16 protein-coding genes and 2 pseudogenes are annotated in these 19,638 nt (G+C 72.5%); 11 read left to right on the top strand and 7 right to left on the bottom strand.

From position 1 onward, the window contains the following. Positions 1-203 precede the first annotated feature (203 nt). Positions 204-800: an NUDIX domain-containing protein gene (locus B5D80_RS28040; protein ID WP_088646950.1), complete on the bottom strand. Its 597-nt coding sequence runs from the start codon at positions 798-800 to the stop codon at positions 204-206. 884 nt (positions 801-1,684) lie between these two features. Further along, entirely contained in the window at positions 1,685-1,957 is a 273-nt protein-coding gene (locus B5D80_RS33535) for a hypothetical protein (protein WP_158224259.1), read from the bottom strand. 62 nt (positions 1,958-2,019) lie between these two features. Between B5D80_RS33535 and B5D80_RS33530 the strand changes: the two genes are divergently transcribed. From B5D80_RS33530 to B5D80_RS28030, 3 genes are all read left to right on the top strand, one after another. Continuing rightward, positions 2,020-2,112 carry an Imm1 family immunity protein gene (locus B5D80_RS33530; protein ID WP_158224258.1) on the top strand — a complete coding sequence of 31 codons (93 nt, stop codon included), beginning with the start codon at positions 2,020-2,022 and terminating at the stop codon, positions 2,110-2,112. Positions 2,113-2,462: 350 nt separating this feature from the next. Further along, positions 2,463-2,834, top strand: a complete 372-nt coding sequence (locus tag B5D80_RS33135; RefSeq protein ID WP_144081791.1) for a hypothetical protein — start codon at positions 2,463-2,465, stop codon at positions 2,832-2,834. A 14-nt stretch (positions 2,835-2,848) separates the two neighbouring features. Continuing rightward, a complete protein-coding gene (locus B5D80_RS28030) occupies positions 2,849-3,121 on the top strand; it encodes a hypothetical protein (RefSeq protein WP_088646948.1) in 273 nt (90 codons plus the stop codon). Between the two features lie 199 nt (positions 3,122-3,320). Here the strand turns inward: B5D80_RS28030 and B5D80_RS28025 are convergent, their stop codons facing one another. Genes B5D80_RS28025 through B5D80_RS28015 form a run of 3 tightly spaced genes read right to left on the bottom strand, consistent with a single transcriptional unit; the run spans position 3,321 to position 6,520 of the window. Beyond that, on the bottom strand, positions 3,321-4,394 hold the full coding sequence (locus tag B5D80_RS28025) for an alcohol dehydrogenase catalytic domain-containing protein (protein WP_088646947.1): 1,074 nt from the start codon (positions 4,392-4,394) through the stop codon (positions 3,321-3,323). Continuing rightward, a complete protein-coding gene (locus B5D80_RS28020) occupies positions 4,391-5,809 on the bottom strand; it encodes an aldehyde dehydrogenase family protein (protein ID WP_088646946.1) in 1,419 nt (472 codons plus the stop codon). Before B5D80_RS28020 ends, B5D80_RS28025 begins: the two co-directional genes overlap by 4 nt. 45 nt (positions 5,810-5,854) lie before the next feature. Next, positions 5,855-6,520, bottom strand: coding sequence for a TetR/AcrR family transcriptional regulator (locus B5D80_RS28015; protein WP_088646945.1), 666 nt, complete (start codon positions 6,518-6,520; stop codon positions 5,855-5,857). Positions 6,521-6,611: 91 nt separating this feature from the next. Here B5D80_RS28015 and B5D80_RS28010 point away from each other — a divergent pair, with 91 nt between their 5' ends. The 7 genes and pseudogenes from B5D80_RS28010 to B5D80_RS27990 all read left to right on the top strand — a co-directional run bounded on the left by B5D80_RS28010 (position 6,612) and on the right by B5D80_RS27990 (position 14,387). Beyond that, the gene (locus B5D80_RS28010; RefSeq protein ID WP_088646944.1) at positions 6,612-7,760 is read left to right on the top strand and encodes an acyl-CoA dehydrogenase family protein; all 1,149 of its coding nucleotides are present in this window, start codon (positions 6,612-6,614) and stop codon (positions 7,758-7,760) included. A gap of 14 nt (positions 7,761-7,774) precedes the next feature. Then, positions 7,775-7,930, top strand: coding sequence for a hypothetical protein (locus B5D80_RS34600; protein ID WP_169733123.1), 156 nt, complete (start codon positions 7,775-7,777; stop codon positions 7,928-7,930). Positions 7,931-7,962: 32 nt separating this feature from the next. After that, positions 7,963-9,135 carry an acyl-CoA dehydrogenase family protein gene (locus tag B5D80_RS28005; protein WP_088646943.1) on the top strand — a complete coding sequence of 391 codons (1,173 nt, stop codon included), beginning with the start codon at positions 7,963-7,965 and terminating at the stop codon, positions 9,133-9,135. Continuing rightward, positions 9,132-9,594, top strand: a pseudogene (locus tag B5D80_RS28000) (MaoC family dehydratase). Before B5D80_RS28005 ends, B5D80_RS28000 begins: the two are co-directional and overlap by 4 nt. Continuing rightward, positions 9,591-9,722: pseudogene (locus B5D80_RS34595) on the top strand (hypothetical protein); the annotation flags it as partial. The pseudogenes B5D80_RS28000 and B5D80_RS34595, both read left to right, overlap by 4 nt. A gap of 58 nt (positions 9,723-9,780) precedes the next feature. After that, positions 9,781-10,188 (top strand): AMP-binding protein, encoded by a 408-nt coding sequence (locus tag B5D80_RS27995; RefSeq protein ID WP_245855032.1) that lies wholly within the window; start codon positions 9,781-9,783, stop codon positions 10,186-10,188. 50 nt (positions 10,189-10,238) lie between these two features. After that, positions 10,239-14,387, top strand: coding sequence for a hypothetical protein (locus tag B5D80_RS27990; protein WP_144081790.1), 4,149 nt, complete (start codon positions 10,239-10,241; stop codon positions 14,385-14,387). Here B5D80_RS27990 and B5D80_RS27985 read toward each other — a convergent pair. Both B5D80_RS27985 and B5D80_RS27980 read right to left on the bottom strand, forming a co-directional pair. After that, complete coding sequence (locus B5D80_RS27985) at positions 14,376-14,648, bottom strand: DUF2610 domain-containing protein (protein WP_088646941.1); 273 nt, start codon at positions 14,646-14,648, stop codon at positions 14,376-14,378. The two genes, B5D80_RS27990 and B5D80_RS27985, sit on opposite strands and share 12 nt — an antisense overlap. 1 nt (position 14,649) lies before the next feature. Next, positions 14,650-15,471, bottom strand: a complete 822-nt coding sequence (locus tag B5D80_RS27980; protein WP_088646940.1) for a hypothetical protein — start codon at positions 15,469-15,471, stop codon at positions 14,650-14,652. 426 nt (positions 15,472-15,897) lie between these two features. Here B5D80_RS27980 and B5D80_RS27975 point away from each other — a divergent pair, with 426 nt between their 5' ends. Continuing rightward, complete coding sequence (locus tag B5D80_RS27975; RefSeq protein WP_088646939.1) at positions 15,898-19,623, top strand: CHAT domain-containing protein; 3,726 nt, start codon at positions 15,898-15,900, stop codon at positions 19,621-19,623. Positions 19,624-19,638 lie beyond the last annotated feature (15 nt).

The raw sequence follows: 19,638 nt of genomic DNA, 5'->3' as shown, positions 1-19,638 counted from the left end.
CTGGCCGCCAGCGAGGAGTTCCGGCGGGTGTGGGACGACCACGAGATCGGGGTACGCCCGCACGGGGTCAAGGAGGAAGACGGCAGAAACCAGCCATATGACACTCCTGTCACCCAAGCGTGCGTCTTTGAGTGCTGCTGGATCGCCTCCGCTCTGGCTATCCACGCCGCCATCGGGTCAACGCGTGCTTGCCGGCACCGGCATCAGCACGTCGACGTGCTCGTCACCAGCGCCGCGCTCAACTTCGCCACAAACCGCGCCATATGGGGATCAAAGTGGGAAGCCGACCAGTCAACAGGCTCGTCAAGACCGAACCACCCCGTCCCACGGAACTCGCCAGGGTCTGGCGTCATCACCTCACCCCGATCACCATGCACCACAAACCAAAGAGTCACATCCGTGTGACTGTTCAGCCCACGCGTCTGCGTCATCGAAAGAAAGAAGGGAAACTCACCCAGACGCTCGTGAAACCGGACGTCGATGCCCAGCTCCTCCTGCGCCTCACGCACGACAGTCGTCCGCGGGTCCTCGCCGTCATCCACGTGCCCGCCTGGCAGCAACCAGCAACCAGCCTTAACATGATCCACCAACATCAGAGCACGGCTCGCCTCATCCAACAAGGCGAAATACACCGCCAGATGCTGCGGAGGCGTCATAGGTGGAACAGTACGAAACAACGGAGAACCAGACCGTATCCACCGCAGGATTTCGGCTTGGTCCTGTCGTTCACGCGCATCGAGCGGCGACACCCGCGACGTGAGATCCTCGATGACAAGTCGTGGCCCATCGGTGAGCGGCATCGAACCTCCAGACACAAAGGCAGACAATGGGCGGCCCCAGCCACCGCCGACACCGTCGATCAAACTGAGACCGTGGCGACGCTACAGTGCCCGCAGCCACTGGGCGAGCGCCCCCGTCTACGTGTCACCCACACATGCAGAACCCATGGTGGTGCGGGCTGCTCCCGGGGACAGTGGAGTTTGGCGGCCAGGCCGCAGGTTGAAGGCAGCCGGACCTCGGTCGACGAAGTCGCGGGATTCGCCTCAGATGTGACCGCGTAGCGATCAAGCGGTGGGGCGGCTCAGCTCTCGGGCTGCGGCGGTGCGTGCGGCCCACCGCTCCAGGGATCACCCCCGCGTGTGCGGGGAGCAGGGCAAGGACAGATCGCGCAGCATCTTCCGGGCCGGATCACCCCCGCGTGCGCGGGGAGCAGCGATGTGCGCGTCATACGCCTTGTTCGCCAGCGGATCACCCCCCCCGTGCGCGGGGAGCAGTACGCCAATGCGAGCCGCATCGACTGGACCGACGGATCACCCCCGCGTGCGCGGGGAACAGACTTCTTGACCTGGGGCGCTAAAGATCAACTGTGCTGTTTTTGTTCACTTTGGCTGGCGGCTCGTTCGTGGGGTCGGTCCTGCTTCCGGTGGTTGAGGCCGACGGTTGACGTACAGCGGATGGTAGTCAATGCGGACCCGGCTTCGGCGTTTCATGGGCCAGTCGGGTTCCAGGCCGGCTGGCCCTTGCGTCAGCCGTTGTTTCGTGGCGCTTGACCGGCGGTCCAGTGGCATTCGTGCCGGAGTGGGGACAGGTCCTGTCGGTCATGGCTGTCGTGGCCAGCGCGCATCGGGCGAGGCGGTGGACAGCTTCTCACCCGCGACGGCGGAACCACGTGGTGGCACCGTGTCTATACCGGCACCGGAGAGAGGATCACCCGTTGACGCTGCTGCTGCGCGACTACCACGGCCATGCCTTTGAGTTGGCCGACGCCGAGGAGGCGGGACGTCGTTTCGATGAGCAGATCGAGACGATCATGCCGCACGGGGGCTGCGGACAGACCCTCACCGTCGGTACCCACGACCAACCCACCCTCGACATCGACATCGACATCGATGCCGACCGGCGGCGGTGCGCTGGCTGCCTGATGGCAGCTATGCCGTCGAGCGGCAACCCGACGCATCCATCACCGTGTACGAGTCGCCAGACGCCGGCCTGGTGGAAATCTCTGCCGAGATCGCGCGAGTGGCCTCAGCCGCCGCCCGGACCGCAGTCGTCGAATACGTCACCACCGGCCAACGCCCCACCAGCATGCGCTGGCAGCACGAGGAGCAGTAGCCGCAGCGCAGGCCGTTAACCAATCGCGGGATGACAGGGCTGCCCCGGCATACGCGGAAGAGGGCCAAGAAGCCTGGTTTTCTGACGGCGAGAGCCCGCATGCGCGGGGAGCAGCTCCACCCCACCAGGCGGAACGGTTCCAAAGGGGATCACCCCCCGCATGCGCGGGGAGCAGAACACCTCGTCAATGGCCTCGACCGGCCCGGCACGGGACTGCCGCCCTCCGCGTTGGGCGAGCTGATTGCCGCGGTCGTACCAGCAGCCCGACTGTCGGCCCCAGTGGCCCGCACGGCGGGCGCAGGATCCGCCGACCGAAGCGAGGGTTACGGTGGATGATTAACAATCCGACGATGAGGCTGCAGATGATCAATGTCCAGGAGTTCGCGCGACGGCTGAGTACTCTCGGAGCTGATGCGTTCACCAGCGACGACGTCGTGGACCTGGCGACCGCGGCCGATGTTCGCATCAGCGCAGACGTCGAGATCGACGCCACCGTGGGGCAGCGCTTGCTCGACCAGATCTCGCCCACCCTGCCGGTCACCGGGGCCCAGATCGCGGCGTCGCAATGGCCGCCACCGGAGTCTTCCCGTCCTGCAGTGCCTTTGGTGTCGTTCTCCAGCCCTGGTGCCGTCGACGGACCGGCTGATCAGCCGACCCGACCCCGCAGGTCTGGGTCTGCGGGTAGCGGTCGGCGACCCGGCTCCCGACGAACTGGCAGGTGAATGTGCGGAGGGCGGTGCGGTTCGCCGTGGCCGCCGCCGTTCTCAGCCTGACCGCCCTCCTTCCCGCCACGCCGGCCGCCGCCGTGGGCACCCAGACCATCTACATGAACGTGTCCGGATCGGACTCGGCCGCGGGTGATACCCCGGCCGCCGCGGTGAGAACGCTCGGGCGTGTCGAGCAGCTCGTCGCGGCCGGCCCCTTCAACCACGACGTCGAGGTGCGCCTCCACGCCGGCGCCTACCTGGCCCAGCAGACGATCTGGCAGACGCACCGGCCGGGGGTCTGATGCCCAACGCGAGTATCGGCCCTGGTGGTTACGCCCAGGGTTAACTGTGGCTCACTCCGAATAGTGATCATGGCGTCGTGGCCACACTCGTCCCGTCGATTACCACCTGCGCAACATCGTCCATCGGCTCGGCATCCGGTCCCGTACCGAACTTGCCCGCGCGCTGCACTGAACCCGGCGCGGCGGCGGGCGGCGACGGTCAGGGCAACACGACGGTACGGGCTCCCTCGCCGCGGGCCATTCGGTCGAACGCCGCCGCGGCGCCGTCCAGGCCGGTCCGGTCGGTGATCAGGGTGGCCGGGTCCAGGGTGCCGTCGAGCACGGCGCGGGCCAGCTCGGGCAGGTCCTGGTCCGGGTCGGACGAGCCGTACACCGAGGAACGCAGTGTCCGCCCGGAGTGGAAGATGTCCAGCGCGCTCAGGCTGACCACGTCGTCCCGCGCGCCCATCCCCACGACGGTGACCTGCCCGCCGCGCCGGGCGGCCCGCCAGGCGGCGCGGATGGTCACGCCGCGGCCGACGCACTCCAGGGCGTGGTCGACGCCACGCCCGTGGGTGCGTTCCCGGATCGCCCGGCTCAGCGCGTCGTCGGCGACGAGGAAGTCGGTGGCCCCGGCGGCGGTGGCCAGTTGGGCCTTGGCGGGCGACACGTCGACGGCGAGCACCGGATCGGCGCCGGCGGTCCGGGCGGCGGCGACCACCGACAGGCCCACCCCGCCGAGACCGATCACTGCCACCGAGTCGCCGGGCGCCACCCGGGCGGTCCGGCGTACCGCGCCGACCCCGGTGAGCACCGCGCAGCCCAGCAGGGCCGCGGTGGCGAACGGCAGCTGCGCCGGGACGTCGATCACCGCCTCCTGCGGCACCACCACCTCCTCGGCCAGCGCGCCGAGGCCGAGGGCGACGTGCAGCGGCGAACCGTCCGAGGTCCGGCCCCGGGCGGTCGCGGGGGAGCCCGTCCGCTCGCAGAACCACGGCTCGCCGCGACCGCAGTACCAGCACCGCCGACAGGGCGGCGCCCAGTTCAGCACGACGTGCGTGCCGGGTCGGACCCGGTTGACGCCGGGGCCGACCTCGATCACCTCGCCCGCCGCCTCGTGTCCGAGCACCAGCGGGTACGGCGACGCGACCGTGCCGTTGACCATGGACAGGTCCGAGTGGCAGACGCCGGCGGCCCGTACCCGCACTCGTACCTCACCCGGCCCGGGGTCTGGCAGCTCCACCTCCTCCACCGTCAGCGGCTGGTCCACGCCGCGGGCGAGCAGCGCCCTCATCGCTGGATCGCCTTGGTCTGGAGGAATTCGTCGAGCCCGTAGCGACCCAGTTCCCGGCCGAGGCCGGACTGCTTGTAGCCGCCGAACGGGGCGAGCGGGTTGAACGGTGCGCCGTTGATGTCGACGGCTCCGGTGCGGATTCGCCGGGCGACCCGCACCGCCCGCTGCTCGTCGGCGGACCAGACAGCGCCGGCCAGGCCGTACCGGGAGTCGTTCGCGACGGCTACCGCTGCCTCGTCGTCGTCGACCGGGATGACGGCGAGCACCGGTCCGAAGACCTCCTCCTGGGCCAGCGCGCTGCCCGGGTCGACGTCGGCGATCACGGTCGGGGCGACGAACCAGCCCCGCTCGGGCAGCACCGCGTCCGGGCCGCCGGCGATCAGCCGGCCGCCGTCGGTGAGTGCCCGGGTCACGTGGCCGGTCACCCTGTCCCGCTGCGCCGCGGAGACCAGCGGGCCGAGCCGGGTGTCCGGGGTGAACGGGTCGCCGGTCCGGTAGCCGTCCGCGGCCTTGGCGACCAGGTTCAGCGCCTCGTCGTAGCGGTCGCGGTGCACCACCATCCTGGTCCAGGCGGTGCAGGTCTGGCCGGAGTTGAGGAAGGCGTTGCCCACGCCGACCTTCACCGCGGTGGGCAGGTCGGCGTCGTCGAGGATCACGTTCGCGGACTTGCCGCCGAGCTCCAGCGCCACCCGGGCGATCCGGTCGGCGGCCAGGTGCGAGATCCGCCGGCCGGTGGCGGTCGAGCCGGTGAAGGAGACCATGTCGACGTCCGGGTGGGCGGCGATGGCCTCACCCACCTCGACGCCGGTGCCGGGCACCAGGTTGACCACCCCGGGCGGGAAGCCGGCCTCGTGGATCGCGTCGAAGAGCAGGTACGCGGTCAGCGGGGTCAGCTCGCTGGGCTTGAGCACCACCGTGCACCCGGCGGCCAGCGCGGGCGCCAGCTTCGCCATCACCTGGTGCAGCGGGTAGTTCCACGGGGTGATCGCCCCGACCACGCCGACCGGCTCGCGGACCACCAGCGAGTTGCCGATGGTCTCCTCGGCGGGCGGCCGGGCGGCCAGTTCGACGTAGCTGCGCAGCACGGTCAGCGGCAGGCCGACCTGTACCCGGGTGGCGACCTTCAGCGGGGTGCCCAGCTCCAGCGCGACCGTCTCGGCGGCGATCGCAGCCCGGGCGGCCAGCGCGGTGTGCAGCCGGTCCAGGGTGGCGGACCGCTGAGCCGGGGTGGTGTCGGCCCAGCCCGGGAAGGCGGCGCGGGCGGCCGTGACGGCGCGGTCGACGTCGGCCGCCGTGCCGGCCGGCACGCTCGCCAGCACCTCCTCGGTCGCCGGGTTGTGCACCGCGATGGTCTGCCCGCAGGAGGGGGCGGCCCACGCTCCGTCGAGATAGATGTCGGTTCGTGGGAGATCCATCGCGCCCCTCACGGTGGTCGAAAACTAGCGCTGCAAGTTTTGACTCTAGTGCCCCGGATCGGCTGGCGGGAGGGGTGGTAGCGGCCCGATGTGCTCCTCGTAGGTGCGGGAGAGCCCATGGATGAGCGCGTCGAGGCCGAGCGCGAAGGCGCCCTCGTCCACCTGTTGCTGATGCTCGGCGAGCCGGTGCGCGTGGGTCAGGTGCGGATACCGCTCCCCGTACAACCCCGGGTCCTCGACGAAGCCACGGGCGAACGATCCGAGCGCGGAGCCCGCCACGAAGTAGCGCATCAGCGCGCCGATGTGTGTCGCGCGCGCGGGCGGCCAGCCGGCAGCGACGAGCCCGCCGTAGACCGCGTCGGCCATCGTCAGCGCCGCCGGCCGCCGGCCCGGCCCGCGGGCCAGGTACGGCACGATGTTCGGGTGCGCGGCCAGTGCCGCCCGATACGAGTGCCCCCACCGGCGCAGCGCCTCGCGCCAGTCGAGGCGCCCGAAGAAGGAGACGTCCACCTGGGCGGTGACGCTGTCGGCCACCGCGTCGAGAATCTCGTCCTTGGTGGCGAAGTGGTTGTAGAGCGAGGGCCCGCGTACGCCGAGTTCGGCAGCGAGCCGGCGGGTGGAGAACGCCTCCAGCCCGTCCGCGTCGATCAGCGCGGCGGCGGCATCGACGATCCGCTGCCGGTTGAGCAGCGCCTGCCTCGGACGGGGCATCCGCGCCTCCCTCGCTCACTCGTCGGTCCGCGGCAACTCTGTCACAGCCGGGTCTGGACGTACTTAAACTTGCAGCGCTAGTTTATGCCGCATGGACCTTCAGCTCTCCGCGGAGCAGGCGGCGGTTCGTCAGCTCGCCGCCGAGTTCGTCGACCGTGAGGTGGTCCCGCACGCCGCGGCCTGGGACCGGCGCGAGTCGGTCGACCCGGAGATCGTGGACAAGCTCGGCCGGCTGGGCTTCCTCGGGCTGACCATTCCCGAGGAAGACGGCGGATCCGGCGGCGACCACCTCTCCTACTGCCTGGTGCTGGAGGAGCTCGGCCGGGGCGACTCCGCCGTCCGGGGCATCGTCTCGGTGTCGCTCGGGCTGGTCGCCAAGGCCATCGCCGCGCACGGGTCCGCCGCGCAGCGGGCCGAGTGGCTGCCCCGGCTCTGCGCCGGCACCGCGCTCGGCTGCTTCGCCCTGACCGAACCGGACAGCGGCTCGGACGCGGCCGCGCTGACCACCCGGGCGACCCGCGACGGCGGCGACTGGCTGATCACCGGCGCGAAGACGTTCATCACCAACGGCACCGTGGCCGACGTGGTCCTACTCTTCACCCGCACCGGCGGACCCGGACACCGGGGCATCAGCGCGTTCCTGGTGCCCACCAACGTCGCCGGGCTCACCCGCAGGGAGATCCACGGCAAGCTCGGGCTGCGCGGGCAGGCAACCGGTGAGCTGCGCTTCGACGCCGTCCGGGTGCCCGACTCGGCGCGCCTCGGCCCGGCCGGCGGCGGGTTCCGGCTGGCCCTGGACACCCTGGCCAAGGGCCGGATGTCGGTGGCCGCCGGCTGCGTCGGCATCGCCCAGGGCTGCCTCGACGCGGCGGTCGGCTACGCCGGGCAGCGCACCCAGTTCGGCAAGCCGATCGCCGGGCACCAGCTGGTGCAGCAGTTGCTCGCCGCCATCGCCGTGGACACCGCCGCCGCCCGGCTGCTGGTGTGGCGGGTAGCCGACCTCGTGGACCGGGGCGAGGCGTTCGCCACCGAGGCCTCGATGGCCAAGCTCTTCGCCAGCGAGGCAGCGGTCCGGGCGGCCAACAACGCCGTCCAGGTCTTCGGCGGGTACGGCTACATCGACGAGTACCCGGTCGGCAAGTACCTGCGCGACGCCCGGGTCGCCACCCTCTACGAGGGCACCAGCCAGATCCAGCAGCTGCTCATCGGGCGCGCGCTCACCGGCGTCAACGCCTTCTAGCGGAAGGCAGAACCGTGACCAGATTCGCCGACCGGGTGGCCGTCGTCACCGGCGCCGGGCAGGGCATCGGCGCGGCGACCGCGCACCGGCCGGCCGCCGAGGGTGCCGCCAGCGACGACGTGTCGTACATCAGCGGACAGACCCCGTACGTCAACGGCGGCGCGCGCTGAGGCGCGCCGGCGGACCAGCACCCGGAGGGGACATGGACTTCGCGCTTTCCGACACCGAGCGGGCGATCCGCGACACCGCCCGCGACTTCATCACCAGGGAGGTCATGCCGCTGGAGCAGGAGCTGCTGCGGCGGGAACGGGCGCACCGGCCCGGACTGGAGCACAGCGAGCTGCGCGAGTTGCAGCTCAAGGCGCGCACGTTCGGGTTCTGGGGGCTGGCCACGCCGCAGGAGTACGGCGGCATGGACCTGCCGGCCGTCACCCAGTCGGTGATCTGGACCGAACTCGGCCGCTCGTTCGTGCCGTTCCGGTTCGGCGGTGAGGCGGACAACATCCTGTTCCACGCCAATGACGAGCAGAAGCGCGAGTACCTGGTCCCGACCATCGAGGGGGGGCGGCGCAGCTGCTTTGCGATCACCGAGCCCGGTGCCGGCTCCGACGCGGCCAACATCAAGCTCAGCGCCCGCCGCGACGGCGACGACTGGATCCTCAACGGCGAGAAGACCTTCATCACCGGCGGTCACGACGCCGACTTCGCCATCGTGATCGCGGTGACCGACCGGGAGAAGGGGGCCCGCCATGGCGGCGCCACCGCGTTCCTGGTGGACCGGTCGATGGGCTGGCGCTCGGAGTTCATCCAGACGATGGGCGAGGGTGGCCCCGCCTCGCTGGTCTTCGACGACGTCCGGGTGCCCGGGCGCAACATCCTCGGCGAGCCCGGGCAGGGCTTCAGCCTCGGCATGGAGTGGATCGGCAAGGGCCGCTACATTATCCCGTCGCACGCCGTCGGCATCGCCGAGCGGGCGTTGTCGATGGCCATCGACTACGCCAACACCCGGGAGACCTTCGGCGCGAAGATCGGCACCAACCAGGCCATCCAGTGGATGATCGCCGACTCGGAGACCGAGCTGGAGGCGGCCCGCTGGCTCATCCTGCGCGCCGCCTGGACAGTCGATGAGGGCATGGACCCGCGGCACGCCTCCTCGATGGCGAAGCTGTACGGCGCGGGCATGGTCAATCGGGTGGTCGACCGCGTCCTGCAGATCCACGGCGGCATGGGCTACACCCGCGAGCTGCCGATCGAGCGCTGGTACCGGCAGGTCCGGCTCTACCGGATCTTCGAGGGCACCGACGAGATGCAGCGACTGATCATCTCGCGCGACCTGCTGCGCGGTTACACGAAGCTGGGAGGGCACCTGGCATGAGGGTCTTCGCGTCCATCGAGGAGTTGGCCGAGGTGACCGGCGAGGCCCTGGGCCCCGGCCCCTGGTTGCGGATCGACCAGCAACGGGTCGACCGGTTCGCCGACGCCACCGACGACCGCCAGTGGATCCACATCGACCCGACGGGCCGCGGCCGGCCCGTTCGGCGGCACCATCGCGCACGGCTACCTCACGTTGTCCCTGCTGCCGGCGCTGGCCGGTGGCCTCCACCGGGTCGAGGGGGTGGCCATGGGGGTCAACTACGGCCTCAACCGGGTGCGCTTCCCGGCCCCGCTGCGGGTCGGCAGCGCGGTCCGCGTCACCGCGACCCTGGCCGAGGTGTCGCCCGTGGACGGCGGCGTGCAGGTGGTCACCGCGGTCACCGTGGACAGCGACGCCGGTGGCAAGCCGGTCTGCGTCGCCGAGACGGTCAGCCGTCTGGTGCGGGGCGTGGCCCGATGACCGCGCTGTCGCTGGCCATGGTGCTGGCCGAGTCCGCCCGCCGGCACGCCGACACCGTCGCCGTGGTCGACGGCGACACCCGGGTGACGTACGCCGAGCTGTGGCTGGAGGCGCGCAGCTACGCCGCCGGGCTGCGCGAGTGGGGGGTCGGCCGCGGCGACAAGGTGGCCCTGCTGGCCCCGAAACGTGGTGGACTTCCCCCGGGTCTACTACGGGGCCCTCGCCGCCGGCGCGGTGCTCGTCCCGGTGAACCTGCTGCTGACCGTGGACGAAGCGGCGCACGTGCTGACCGACAGCGGCACGAAGCTGCTGGTGTGTCACAGCTCCCAGCTCGCCCTGGGCGCCGCCGCCGCGGCGGCGGCCGGCGTGCCGCTGGTGACCGTCGGGCCGGCGGCCGCCGGTGCGGTCGCGCCCCGCCTGGAGGAGCTGAGCCACCCGCTGCCACCGCTGCCGTCGTACGTCACTCGGTCGGCGGAGGACCCGGCGGTGGTGCTCTACACCAGCGGCACCACCGGGGTGCCCAAGGGTGCCGTGCTCACCCACCTCCTCGATCCCGGAACGGGACGCTGGATCTCCCCACCACCGAGGCGGTAGCGTTCGGCTGGCATGCGCCGCTCACCTTGAGGCCTCGGGAGTTCGTCGCCGTGACATCGAGTTCCCAGCCTGCCGCCAGCGACCTCGTGACGGCACAGGAGCGGGATTCCGAGGACAACCACTGGCAGCAGACCCGGACGTTGTACCGAGCCTCCCAGGACTGGCAGGACCGGATGCTGACCGGCCGACGGGGTTCCGCGCGGCAGGTCGTCGAGGCCGTGGCCGGTCGGCTCCTGGAACCAGGCATGCACGGGGTGCGCCAACTGTTGGAGAACGCCCGCGTCGAGCGGGCGCGGACGCCACCAGTCCTCCGGGTGTCGCCGTTCCTCCCGCCGTCGGTGCTGCCCCTGCGTGCGGCGCTGGCCTCGGATCCGGACGTCGCCGCCCGGATCATGGCCGAACCGGCATGGAGCCGCGTCGTGCTGGTCCTCTACGGCGGTGTCCCGCTTCCCGGGACGCGCCGACACGAGACGCTGCGGCGGCGTCTGACGGCGGACTTCGACGACGAGGCCATGGGTTGTTCGCGGCGGGCACAGGCAGCCGTCGCCCTCGACCTGCTGACCGCCGGGGCCGACGGGTCGGATCCGGGCGTGGACGATGCGCGGATCGACCCCGCCGCGATCGTCGCCGACTCGCCGCTGACCTCCCGGCTCCTGGCCTGGTTGCGCGACGGCACCGACCTGGCCGTGGTGGGCGGCAGCCTGATCGAGCTGGCGTCGGACACCGACCAGGACGCCAGCCTGCGCGGGGACGCGCTGGTCGCGTGGGCGCTGCTCGGGCGACAGCCGACGTCGTGGCCGCAGATGGTCGACGACGACGCCGTGACACGGCGGGTGCGGTGGCGGCTGGGACGCGCGCTGCTGGTGCTCGGCGACGCGGCACGCCCGCTGAGCCCGGGGCCAGTCGCCGGCGCGTTCGACGCGCTTCGGCTACCGGGCGCCCGCCAGCACGCGCTGGACAGTGCCGTCGTACGGGCGTTGACCGCGGTGAGCGGGCGGCGTAACGCCTGGACCGGGCTGATGGACGGGCATCTCCCGGTCGCGCTCGTCGAAGCCGTCAACGGCCACTCCGGAGACCTGACCTACAACATGGCCGTCTACCTCGACAGCGCCGGCGCCGGGTTGGTCGAGGCGCAGGGGCAGGGCCTGGCGGCGCTGATCGCGACGATCGCCTTCCGGGCCGGCGGTGCTGCCGGCGCAGGCGTCCGCTGGCCGTTGGATCCCTTCGCGCCCCGTGCGGGGCATCCGCTGGCGGAGACGCTGACGGCGGTGCGACCACTGCACCCGTCGCTGGCGTTCCTCCGCTGCTGGATCATCGACCGGCTGGCCGGCGAGCTGACGGAGGCCCAGTTCGTGGCCGAAGCGGCCTGCCTCGCGCTGCAGGACCTGGATCTCGATCCGGTCAGCGTGACCCGCACCCTCAACCGGCTGGGTTTCCACCCGGCGGGGGAGGGGCAGCCGGTGTCACCGTCGGCGGTCCTGCGCTCCATCGAGTATCTCGCCGGCCGTACCGTCGACGCCTACGCGAGAGCGAGGGTCCGGCTGCGGCTGGCGCAGTACACCGGGCAGCGGATCACCGCGGGCCGGCTGCTGGCCGACGCGGCGGAGATCGTCGACGTCCACGACCGCGTACGGATGTGGGAGCTGGCCCTCGACCTCGGCGCGGCCGACGACACCGCCACGGTCGTCACCGCCCTCACGTCGCTGGTGCCGCAGCTCGTCTCGCCCACCGAGCGGGCACTCGCCGCGGTCCGGCTCGCCCGCCTCACCGGTGAGGACATCCTGGCCTGCGCGGTGGCGCACCTGGGCCAGGTGCCGCCGGAGGAGGCCGCCGACCTGTTGTCCCGGCTGCCCGCCCCGCTCGACGACGACCAAGCGGCGGTGCGGGCCGCCGCCCTCGACAGGCTGACGGCACCGCAGCTGCGGGCGCGTGCCGATCAGCGCCTCGCCGAGCCGCTGCTGAGCGTCGAACGTGACCACCGTCCCCCACGGGGGTGGGCGGAGAATCCGCACACCCGGCTGCCGCTGCGCTGGAGCATCGTCAGCGCCGCGGCGGTGTGCGTCGACGGCCTGCGGGAGCTGGACCGGTCCGGGTCGGCGACGACGCTGCACGGTGACGCCGCCTGGCTGGCCCTGCTGACGCCCGCAACGCGGGCTGCCGCGCTGGCCGCCCTGACCCGGCGCGGCACGACGGAGCTGCTCGCCCTCGGCCCGACGGCCGTCGCAGTTCTCGATCGGCTGCTGGACGGCGCAGAGGTCGACACCGTCGCCGCGATCCTGTCGCTGTCCCGATCGAACCCACGCGAACCGGCGGTTCCCCGGTGGCGCGCCGACGCCGCTACGGAGGTGGCCGATCTGGCCACCCTGATCACCGTCGAGTGGGGCGAGGTCGACGCGGAGGCGGTGGCCGCCGCCCCCCGGTTGTTCGCCCACCCCGACTCCATGGTCCGCCGGCGGTTGGCGCAGGCGACCGGGCCGGTTCATGTCGGTCGACGGTCGCGCCCGTGGGCACTGGCCGGGGCGGTCGGAGCCACCGCTGTCGCCGCGCTCGCCCGGGTGCTCACCGCCGAGACGTGCCCCGCGGTGGCCGCCGGCCTGCAGACCATGTTGCGTGGCATCGGCCACGACTCCCCGTCGGTTCTGCACGACGTGCTGGGGGAGCTGTCCGGCCAGCCGGAAGCACGGATCACGGTGCTGCGCGGACTGCGCCGTTTCCGGGACTTTCCCGTGGACGCGCTGGTCGCGCTGGCCGCTTCGCTCGCCGCCGGCGAGCGGTGGGTCCTGCTGGACGCATTGCACGTCGTCGCCGAGGATCCGCGAAACCGCGAGGTGTCGCCGGAGTGGGTACGCGACCTGGCCTCCGTGGCGGTCCACCTGGCCGCCGACGAGGACCCGACCGTAGCCGGCTCGGCGATGGCACTTCTCGGCCGGTGTGCGCCCGGCGACGCCGCGGTGGTGGCCGCGCTCTGCACCGAGGTCGATGGCGCGGACCTCACCGACCGACGCGCCGCGGGCGCCGCCACCGGCCTCGGCCATCTGCTTGCCGGCGGCGGGCTCGGACCCGACGAGCAGTCCCGGGCCGTCCAGGTGCTCTCCCAACGGCTGAACTCGGCCCTCGCCGAGGCGAGCCCGCTGGCTGCGGGCATCCTGGCGGCGCTGGTGCACGCCGGTGCCGACGTCGCATCCCTGCCCGACGACGAACTCGCGGTCCGCGCCCTCGTCCTCGCCGCCGGCACCACGGCGTTCGCGGCCCACCAGCGGTGGCTTCCCGACGCGGCGCGGCTCGTCACCCGCCACGCCGACCGGAGCCTGCGGCTGGCCGGCCTCCTGACCGACCTGGCCACCACGGCCGTGGACCGCACCGACCCTGCGGTGCTCGCCGGCACCGTCCCGGCCCCGGAAGCCCCGGATCTCGTGTCGGCACTGGCCGCCCTCGCCGTACTGGGCCAGCAGGCTCCCGACCTGGTACGACAGGCGATCGGTGACCGGGAGGGGCTGACCGGGCGGATCCGCGGCGCGCTCACCGGCAGCGCGGACCTGGCCGGGCAGGCGGTGCGCCTGCTCGTCCTGCTGGAACCCGACGCGGCGACCATGACCGGAGTCCTGACGGCCGTGGCCGGGTCGCAGCTGCTGGAGGCCGGGTTGGCGGACGCCGTCGCCGCACTCGACCGTCTCCCCGCAGGCGCGGTCGCCGCGCTGGTCACCGCCGCCACCGGCCCGTCCCCGACGGTCGCGGTCCTGGCCGCCCGCCTGATCCGGGTGCTGGCGTCCCGCGATCTGCTCGCCGGTGAGACCCGGATGGCGATCGTCGACGCGCTCGACGCGCCCGACCCGCCCACCATGGCCGGTTCCCCGCACGTCTTCGACGTCGGTCTCCAGGACACCGGCACCGTCGCCGACGTGCTCGGCGACACCGCCGTGCAGCTACGCGACGGCAGCGCCGTCGGGCCGCAGATCCCGGTGGCCCGGCTGGTCGTGCCGCTCGGCGGCCAGCAGGCGCTCGAACTCGTCATACCGGACCAGGTGACGCCCCAGCGGGTCACGGTGGATCGCCAGATGGACGCTCTCGACGGACAGGTCGATACTGCACTGGCCGGCGGGCTGTCCACCGTGCTCGATGTCGTGGCGGCCTCGGCACACGAACAGGGTGTCGCGGTGCCCGAGGCGCTCGAGGCCCTGCTCGGCTCGCTACGACGGTGAGCCGGGGACGGAGAAGACCGCCGCCTCCCTCATGGCATGGGCAACCAGGTCCTCCAGTTTCGTGGACTGCTCCACCGCGAGCCGCTGGAGCTGGGTGAGCGAGTCGACGATCTCCTGGGGAGCCTGGCCGCCCCGCTCCCTGGCGAGCCATGCCAGCTGCTGTTCCAGCGGGTGGGCGTCGGCGCAGGGCTGCCCGACGCGGAACGGGAACATCGCCGTCTCGTCGTCGTCGAACGTGCACGGCACCATCAATGTTTGCACGTCACGCCCCCTTCGCGAGCCGGTCGTTGATCTGTCTGAAGTCCTCCCGGCTGATCCGGCCGTCGATCACAGGCACGCCGAACCGATCCGCCAGCACGCGCTGCTGGCTGTCGACGGTCGACTCGGCGAGATCGGCGAGCGCACCCACCGCGGTGCCGGCCCGGTGCCGGGCCACCAGCACCACGGCCAACCCGATCAGCGCGGCCGGCCACCACCACCAGCCCAGCCCCACGAGCGCGGTGCCCCAGACGGCGAGAACGGCCGCGCTGTCCAGACCCGCACGGCTGAGCTCGATCGGGCCCCGCTCGTCGGGGGTGAGCATGAGCCACAGCCGCGGCCACAGCAGGCCGAGGTGGGCGCCGTACTCGGCGTCGACCCGTTCGTGGGCCAGCCGGATCCGGTCCGCGACCCGGGTGGCCCGGGCCGGCAGGTAGCGGGCGGGCAGCTCCCGCGTCCGGTCCGGCCACCGTCGACCGAAGTACGCCCGCCGCAGGAGGACGACGCCCTTCTCGATCCAGTGCAGCGGCGGCGGCCACCGGTCGGTCCACAGCCGCCGCAGCATCGACCCCGTCATGTGCGCGGTCATGCCCAACAGGTAGCCGAGTGCCGTGAGCAGGACGGCGCGGACGATCAGCGAGGTGGTGCCGTCGATGCCGGCCACGAGGGTGTCGACGCGGCTCAACAGCAGACCGTGGTCGAGAGCGTGCCGCTGGCCGAGGGTGAGCGCCACCCATCCGACGCCCAGAAAGAGCACACCGGACACCGCGATCTGGATCCACTGTCCGGTCAGCCGCCTGCTGATCTCTCCGAGGATCGCGTCCATGGCCTAGCGGTCCGCGCCGCGCCGCAGGCGGCGGTCGTACACGGCGCACTCCGGGACCACACCGTCGCTGTCGCGCGGCTCGACCCGGCTACAGGCGGTGGCCGGACAGACGTACCGGCCGGGCGGCGGCCCGGGAAGCGGCCCGGGAAGTGGTGTGTACCCCGGGGTCTGCTGCTGCGGAACATCCCGCTGGCCGCCCGTGGTCGGATAGCCGATCGAGCGGCACACCTCCACGAGTGACGTCGTGCCTGCCCGCAACGAGGCCAGGCCCGAATCCAGGAGCCGACGCCGGCCTTCCGGAAGCTCCCGCCGCAGTAGCGGTGTGTCCCGGCAGAAGGTCGCGAGTAACTCCCTTTCGGATGGACCGCTCATCAGCCGCCCCTTCGGTTGGCCACGCTTCCGATCGTGTGTGCCAGCATAGGTGCCGTGAGCACGCGGGCGACCCGGGCCGGCGACGACGCGGTACAGCGGTACGCCGCCACCGGCGAGCGATCCGAGCTGGACGAGTTGTCACGTCGACACCGGGTCGCGGGCGATGCGACAGCTGCCCTCGACGACCTGCACGGGGCACTCTCCGCGTTGCGGGCCACCGGTCGGGATCCGTTGACCGCCGACGCCCTCGACGCCGCCACCGAGCAGCTGAACCGGGCCCTGGGAAGCCGGCCGGCACAGTTGCCCGACGACCTGCTGGACGCGGTGGCCACCGCCTACCTGCGCCGCTGGGAGCACAGTGGCGACGACCGTGACCTGCTCGGTGTCGCCGGATGTCTGCGCCGCCGCTCGGGGCCGCCCGGCGAACCCGCGCTGCGTCATGCCGCCGCGTCCGCCTGGCTGCGGTCCTGGGAAGGGCGGCCTGCCCCACCGGGCCGCCGGTACGGCGCGGGGACCCGGCGCATGGCCGAGTCGGTCGTGCAGGAACTCGACGCCGTCCTGCGGGCGACTCCCGTGGACCATCCGCGCAGCGCGGCCCGGGCGATCGACGCGGGCGCCGCCTACCTGGCGCACTACGCGTTGACCGCCGACCGCTGGGATCCGGACCGGGCGACCGGGCCACTCTGGCGAGGCATACACAGCCCAGGTGACCTGCACCTGGTCGAAATCCGCCGCGCCGCTGACGCCGTGACGACGCTCTCGTCACACGTGCGTCCCGACCGGGCCGGCGCGCTGACCGGGGCACTCGTCGGCTTCCTGCGCCAGCGGACCGAGGCGCGGTCACCGCAGGACGCCGCAGTCGTACGGGCGCTGCTCGCCCGGGCGCTCGTCCTGCACCACGAACACGCCGGCGACCCCGCCCTGCTCGACGAGGCAGTGCACGCCGCAGACCAGGCCCTGTCCACCGGGCAGGTCGGTGACGACCTGGGTTGGCTGCTGGAGACCCGTGCGGGCTGCGCCGCGACACGCGGGCGTCAGCACGGCGACCCCGCCGACCTCACCGCCGCCGTCGCGTTCGTCGAGCAGGCCTTGGCCGTGGCCACCGAGCCCGCCGAACGCGGGCTACGCATGCAGATGGCCGGCGTGCTGCACCAGGAACTGTTCGTCCTCACCGGGGACGAAGCCGACCTCGCCCGCGCCCTCGACCGGATCGACGAGGCGATCGACCAGGCCGCGCCCGGCTCCGCCGAGCGCACCCACCGGCGTCTGATGCGCGCGGGTGTGCTCGCCCACCGGTTCCGCATCTACCGGCGCACCGCCGACATCGACGAGGCGATCGGCCTCTACCTCGGCGGGCACTCCGCGGAACACGTCAGCGGCCTCGGCTCCGCCCTGCACGATCGGTTCGTCGCCACCGGCGACCCCGCCGACCTCGATGAGGCCGTCGCCGCGCTCCGGGAGGCCGCGCGGCGCGGCCAGGACGTCCGGACGGTGCTCGGCCTGGCGCTGGCCGACCGCTTCTCCGTCACCGGCGACTCGGGTGACCTCGCGGAGGCCGTCGCGTTGTTCCGGGCGGCCCACGTCCGCACCGACGTGCCGCACCCCGGTGGCGACCAGTGCCGTCACCTGGCCGGCGCGTTAGTCACCGCTTTCTCCCACACCCGCTCCGACGGCGACCTGCGGCAGGCCCTCGCCTGCGCCCGGGTGGTGACCACAGCCGCAGACCCCGCCTCGCGCGCCGGGGCGGACGGCGCGCTCCTGCTGGCCCGGACGCTCGGTGTGACCGCCGCGGTGTGGGACACACCCGCCGACCTCACCGAGGCCTGTACGCTGCTGCTCGGCCTCCTCGGCCGCAACGACCTCCCCGACGACCTCCGTGGCACCGCCCTGCTGCTCCAGACGGAGGTCGAAGCCGGACAGCACCGGACAGTCCCCACCGACATCGCTGCCACGACGCGGCTCGCCGAGCTGACCCGGTCGGCCCGTGCCCTGCTCAGCGCCACCTCCGTCAACTGGGTCGAGGCCACCCTGCGCCTCGGCACCCATCTCGGCGACATCGGGCTGCGCAGCGCCGATCCGGCGGCGCAGGCCGAAGCGGCCCGCCTGTTCGGCGAGGTTGTCGGCCATCCTGCGGCACGGCCCGCGCACCGGCGCGAAGCCGCGATGTCGGCGGGTCGGCTGACGTTGCGCACCAACCCACCCGACCTCGCCCGGTCGTTGGCCAACTACCGCCTGGCGGTCGACCTCACCGCCGATGTCGCCCACGGCCTGGCCGACCCCGACCGGCAGTTGTTCGCCGGGTCGGTCGCCAGCCTGCCGACCGAGGCCGCCAGCGCCGCCCTGGAGGCCGGCGACGCCGCGCTGGCCCTCGAACTCTCCGAACGGACCCGGTTCCTCGGTTGGGGTGCGACGCTGCGCCGCCGGCATGCCCTGGCCGAACTCGCCCACCTCGATCCCGACCTGGCGTCACGGATCGAAGCCGTGACCCGTCAGATGGACCGCCTGTCGCGGGTACGACCCGCGGCCGAGTCCCGCAGGTGGTGGGAACGCCCGGACGACGTCGTGGAGTCAGCCTCGGAACTGCGCTCCCGCGTCCGCCGCGTCCTCGCCGAACTCCTGGACCGAGCCAGGCCCCTGCTCGGCCGCGACCTGTTCGCCGGCCCGGCGACGCTCGCGGAGCTGCAACGGTCGGTTGGCACGGGCACGGCCGTCCTGGTCAACGTCAGCGCGCAACGCTGCGATGCCCTGCTGGTCGACGCCGCCGGCCTGCGGACGGTCCCGCTGCCCCGGCTCACCCTCCACGACGCCGCCTCCATGGCGCACCAGTACGTCCAGGCAGTCCAGCAGTACGCGGAGGCCCTGAGCGGCGCAGGCAGCCGTATTCCGATGATGCGGGCCCACGAGGCGATGAGCGACGTCCTGGCGTGGCTGTGGGAGACGACGGCCGAGCCGATCCTGACTGCCCTCGGGCATCCGTCCGCCTCCGCAGCCGAGCCGCCACGCGTGTGGTGGTGCCTCACCGGCCCACTGACCATGCTCCCGATACACGCCGCGCAACGCGGGCCCGGCTCGCCGGACGCCGTACTGGAAAGGGTGGTGTCGTCGTACACGCTGACCCTGACCCACCTCAGCCTCTCGGCTCGCCGCGCGCCGAGGAGAACAGGCGTCACGGATGACCGGCCGTGCGTCGTCACCATCGCGCAACCGCCCGGACTGCCGCCACTGGTCGGTCCTGAACACCAGGCCCGCCTGCTCGGCGAGCTGCTCGATCCGGCGCCCGTGCGACTCGACGGCCGAGAAGTCACCCGCGACCGGCTCCTCCAGGCGTTGGCCAGCCACCGCATCGTCCACATCGCCGGTCACGGCCACCAGGACGTCATCGAACCCCTACGCGGCGGCGTCGCCGCGTCCGACGGGGCCATGACCTTCCAGGACGTCGCCGCCCATCCGGTCGACGCCGACCTCGTCTTCCTCGACGCCTGCCACACCGCCATCGGTGGCACCGACGTTCCCAACGAGGGAATCCACGTGGCCTCCGCGCTGCAACTGGCCGGCGGCAACCATGTCATCGCCACGCTCTGGCAGGTCGTGGATCATGACCTCGTGACGCTCTCCGGCGAGGAGGACTTCGTGGCAGCCGTCTACCGGAGTCTCGCGCCGGAGGGCACGGTTATCGTCGACAGGGCACCGTATGCGCTGCACGAAGCGCTTCGCCGGCGGCGCCGCCAGCGGCAACTCGACATCAGCGCGTGGGCGCCCTACCTGCACTACGGCCGGTAGGCAAACGGATCGCGG

Origin of the sequence: Micromonospora wenchangensis (assembly GCF_002210435.1) — a bacterium.
In the GTDB taxonomy this organism is placed as follows: Bacteria; Actinomycetota; Actinomycetes; order Mycobacteriales; family Micromonosporaceae; genus Micromonospora; species Micromonospora wenchangensis.
Note: the sequence above shows the minus strand (reverse complement) of the source record. Positions and strands in the feature narration are given on the sequence as shown.

Bases quoted from the DNA above. Each gene is read 5' to 3' on its own strand.
- B5D80_RS28025 (WP_088646947.1), bottom strand. From the start codon at position 4,394: ATGAGGGCGCTGCTCGCCCGCGGCGTGGACCAGCCGCTGACGGTGGAG.
- B5D80_RS33135 (WP_144081791.1), top strand. From the start codon at position 2,463: ATGAGGCTGCAGATGATCAATGTCCAGGAGTTCGCGCGACGGCTGAGT.
- B5D80_RS33535 (WP_158224259.1), bottom strand. From the start codon at position 1,957: ATGCGTCGGGTTGCCGCTCGACGGCATAGCTGCCATCAGGCAGCCAGC.
- B5D80_RS27980 (WP_088646940.1), bottom strand. From the start codon at position 15,471: ATGGACGCGATCCTCGGAGAGATCAGCAGGCGGCTGACCGGACAGTGG.
- B5D80_RS28020 (WP_088646946.1), bottom strand. From the start codon at position 5,809: ATGGATCTCCCACGAACCGACATCTATCTCGACGGAGCGTGGGCCGCC.
- B5D80_RS28040 (WP_088646950.1), bottom strand. From the start codon at position 800: ATGCCGCTCACCGATGGGCCACGACTTGTCATCGAGGATCTCACGTCG.
- B5D80_RS28005 (WP_088646943.1), top strand. From the start codon at position 7,963: ATGGACTTCGCGCTTTCCGACACCGAGCGGGCGATCCGCGACACCGCC.
- B5D80_RS28010 (WP_088646944.1), top strand. From the start codon at position 6,612: ATGGACCTTCAGCTCTCCGCGGAGCAGGCGGCGGTTCGTCAGCTCGCC.
- B5D80_RS28015 (WP_088646945.1), bottom strand. From the start codon at position 6,520: ATGCCCCGTCCGAGGCAGGCGCTGCTCAACCGGCAGCGGATCGTCGAT.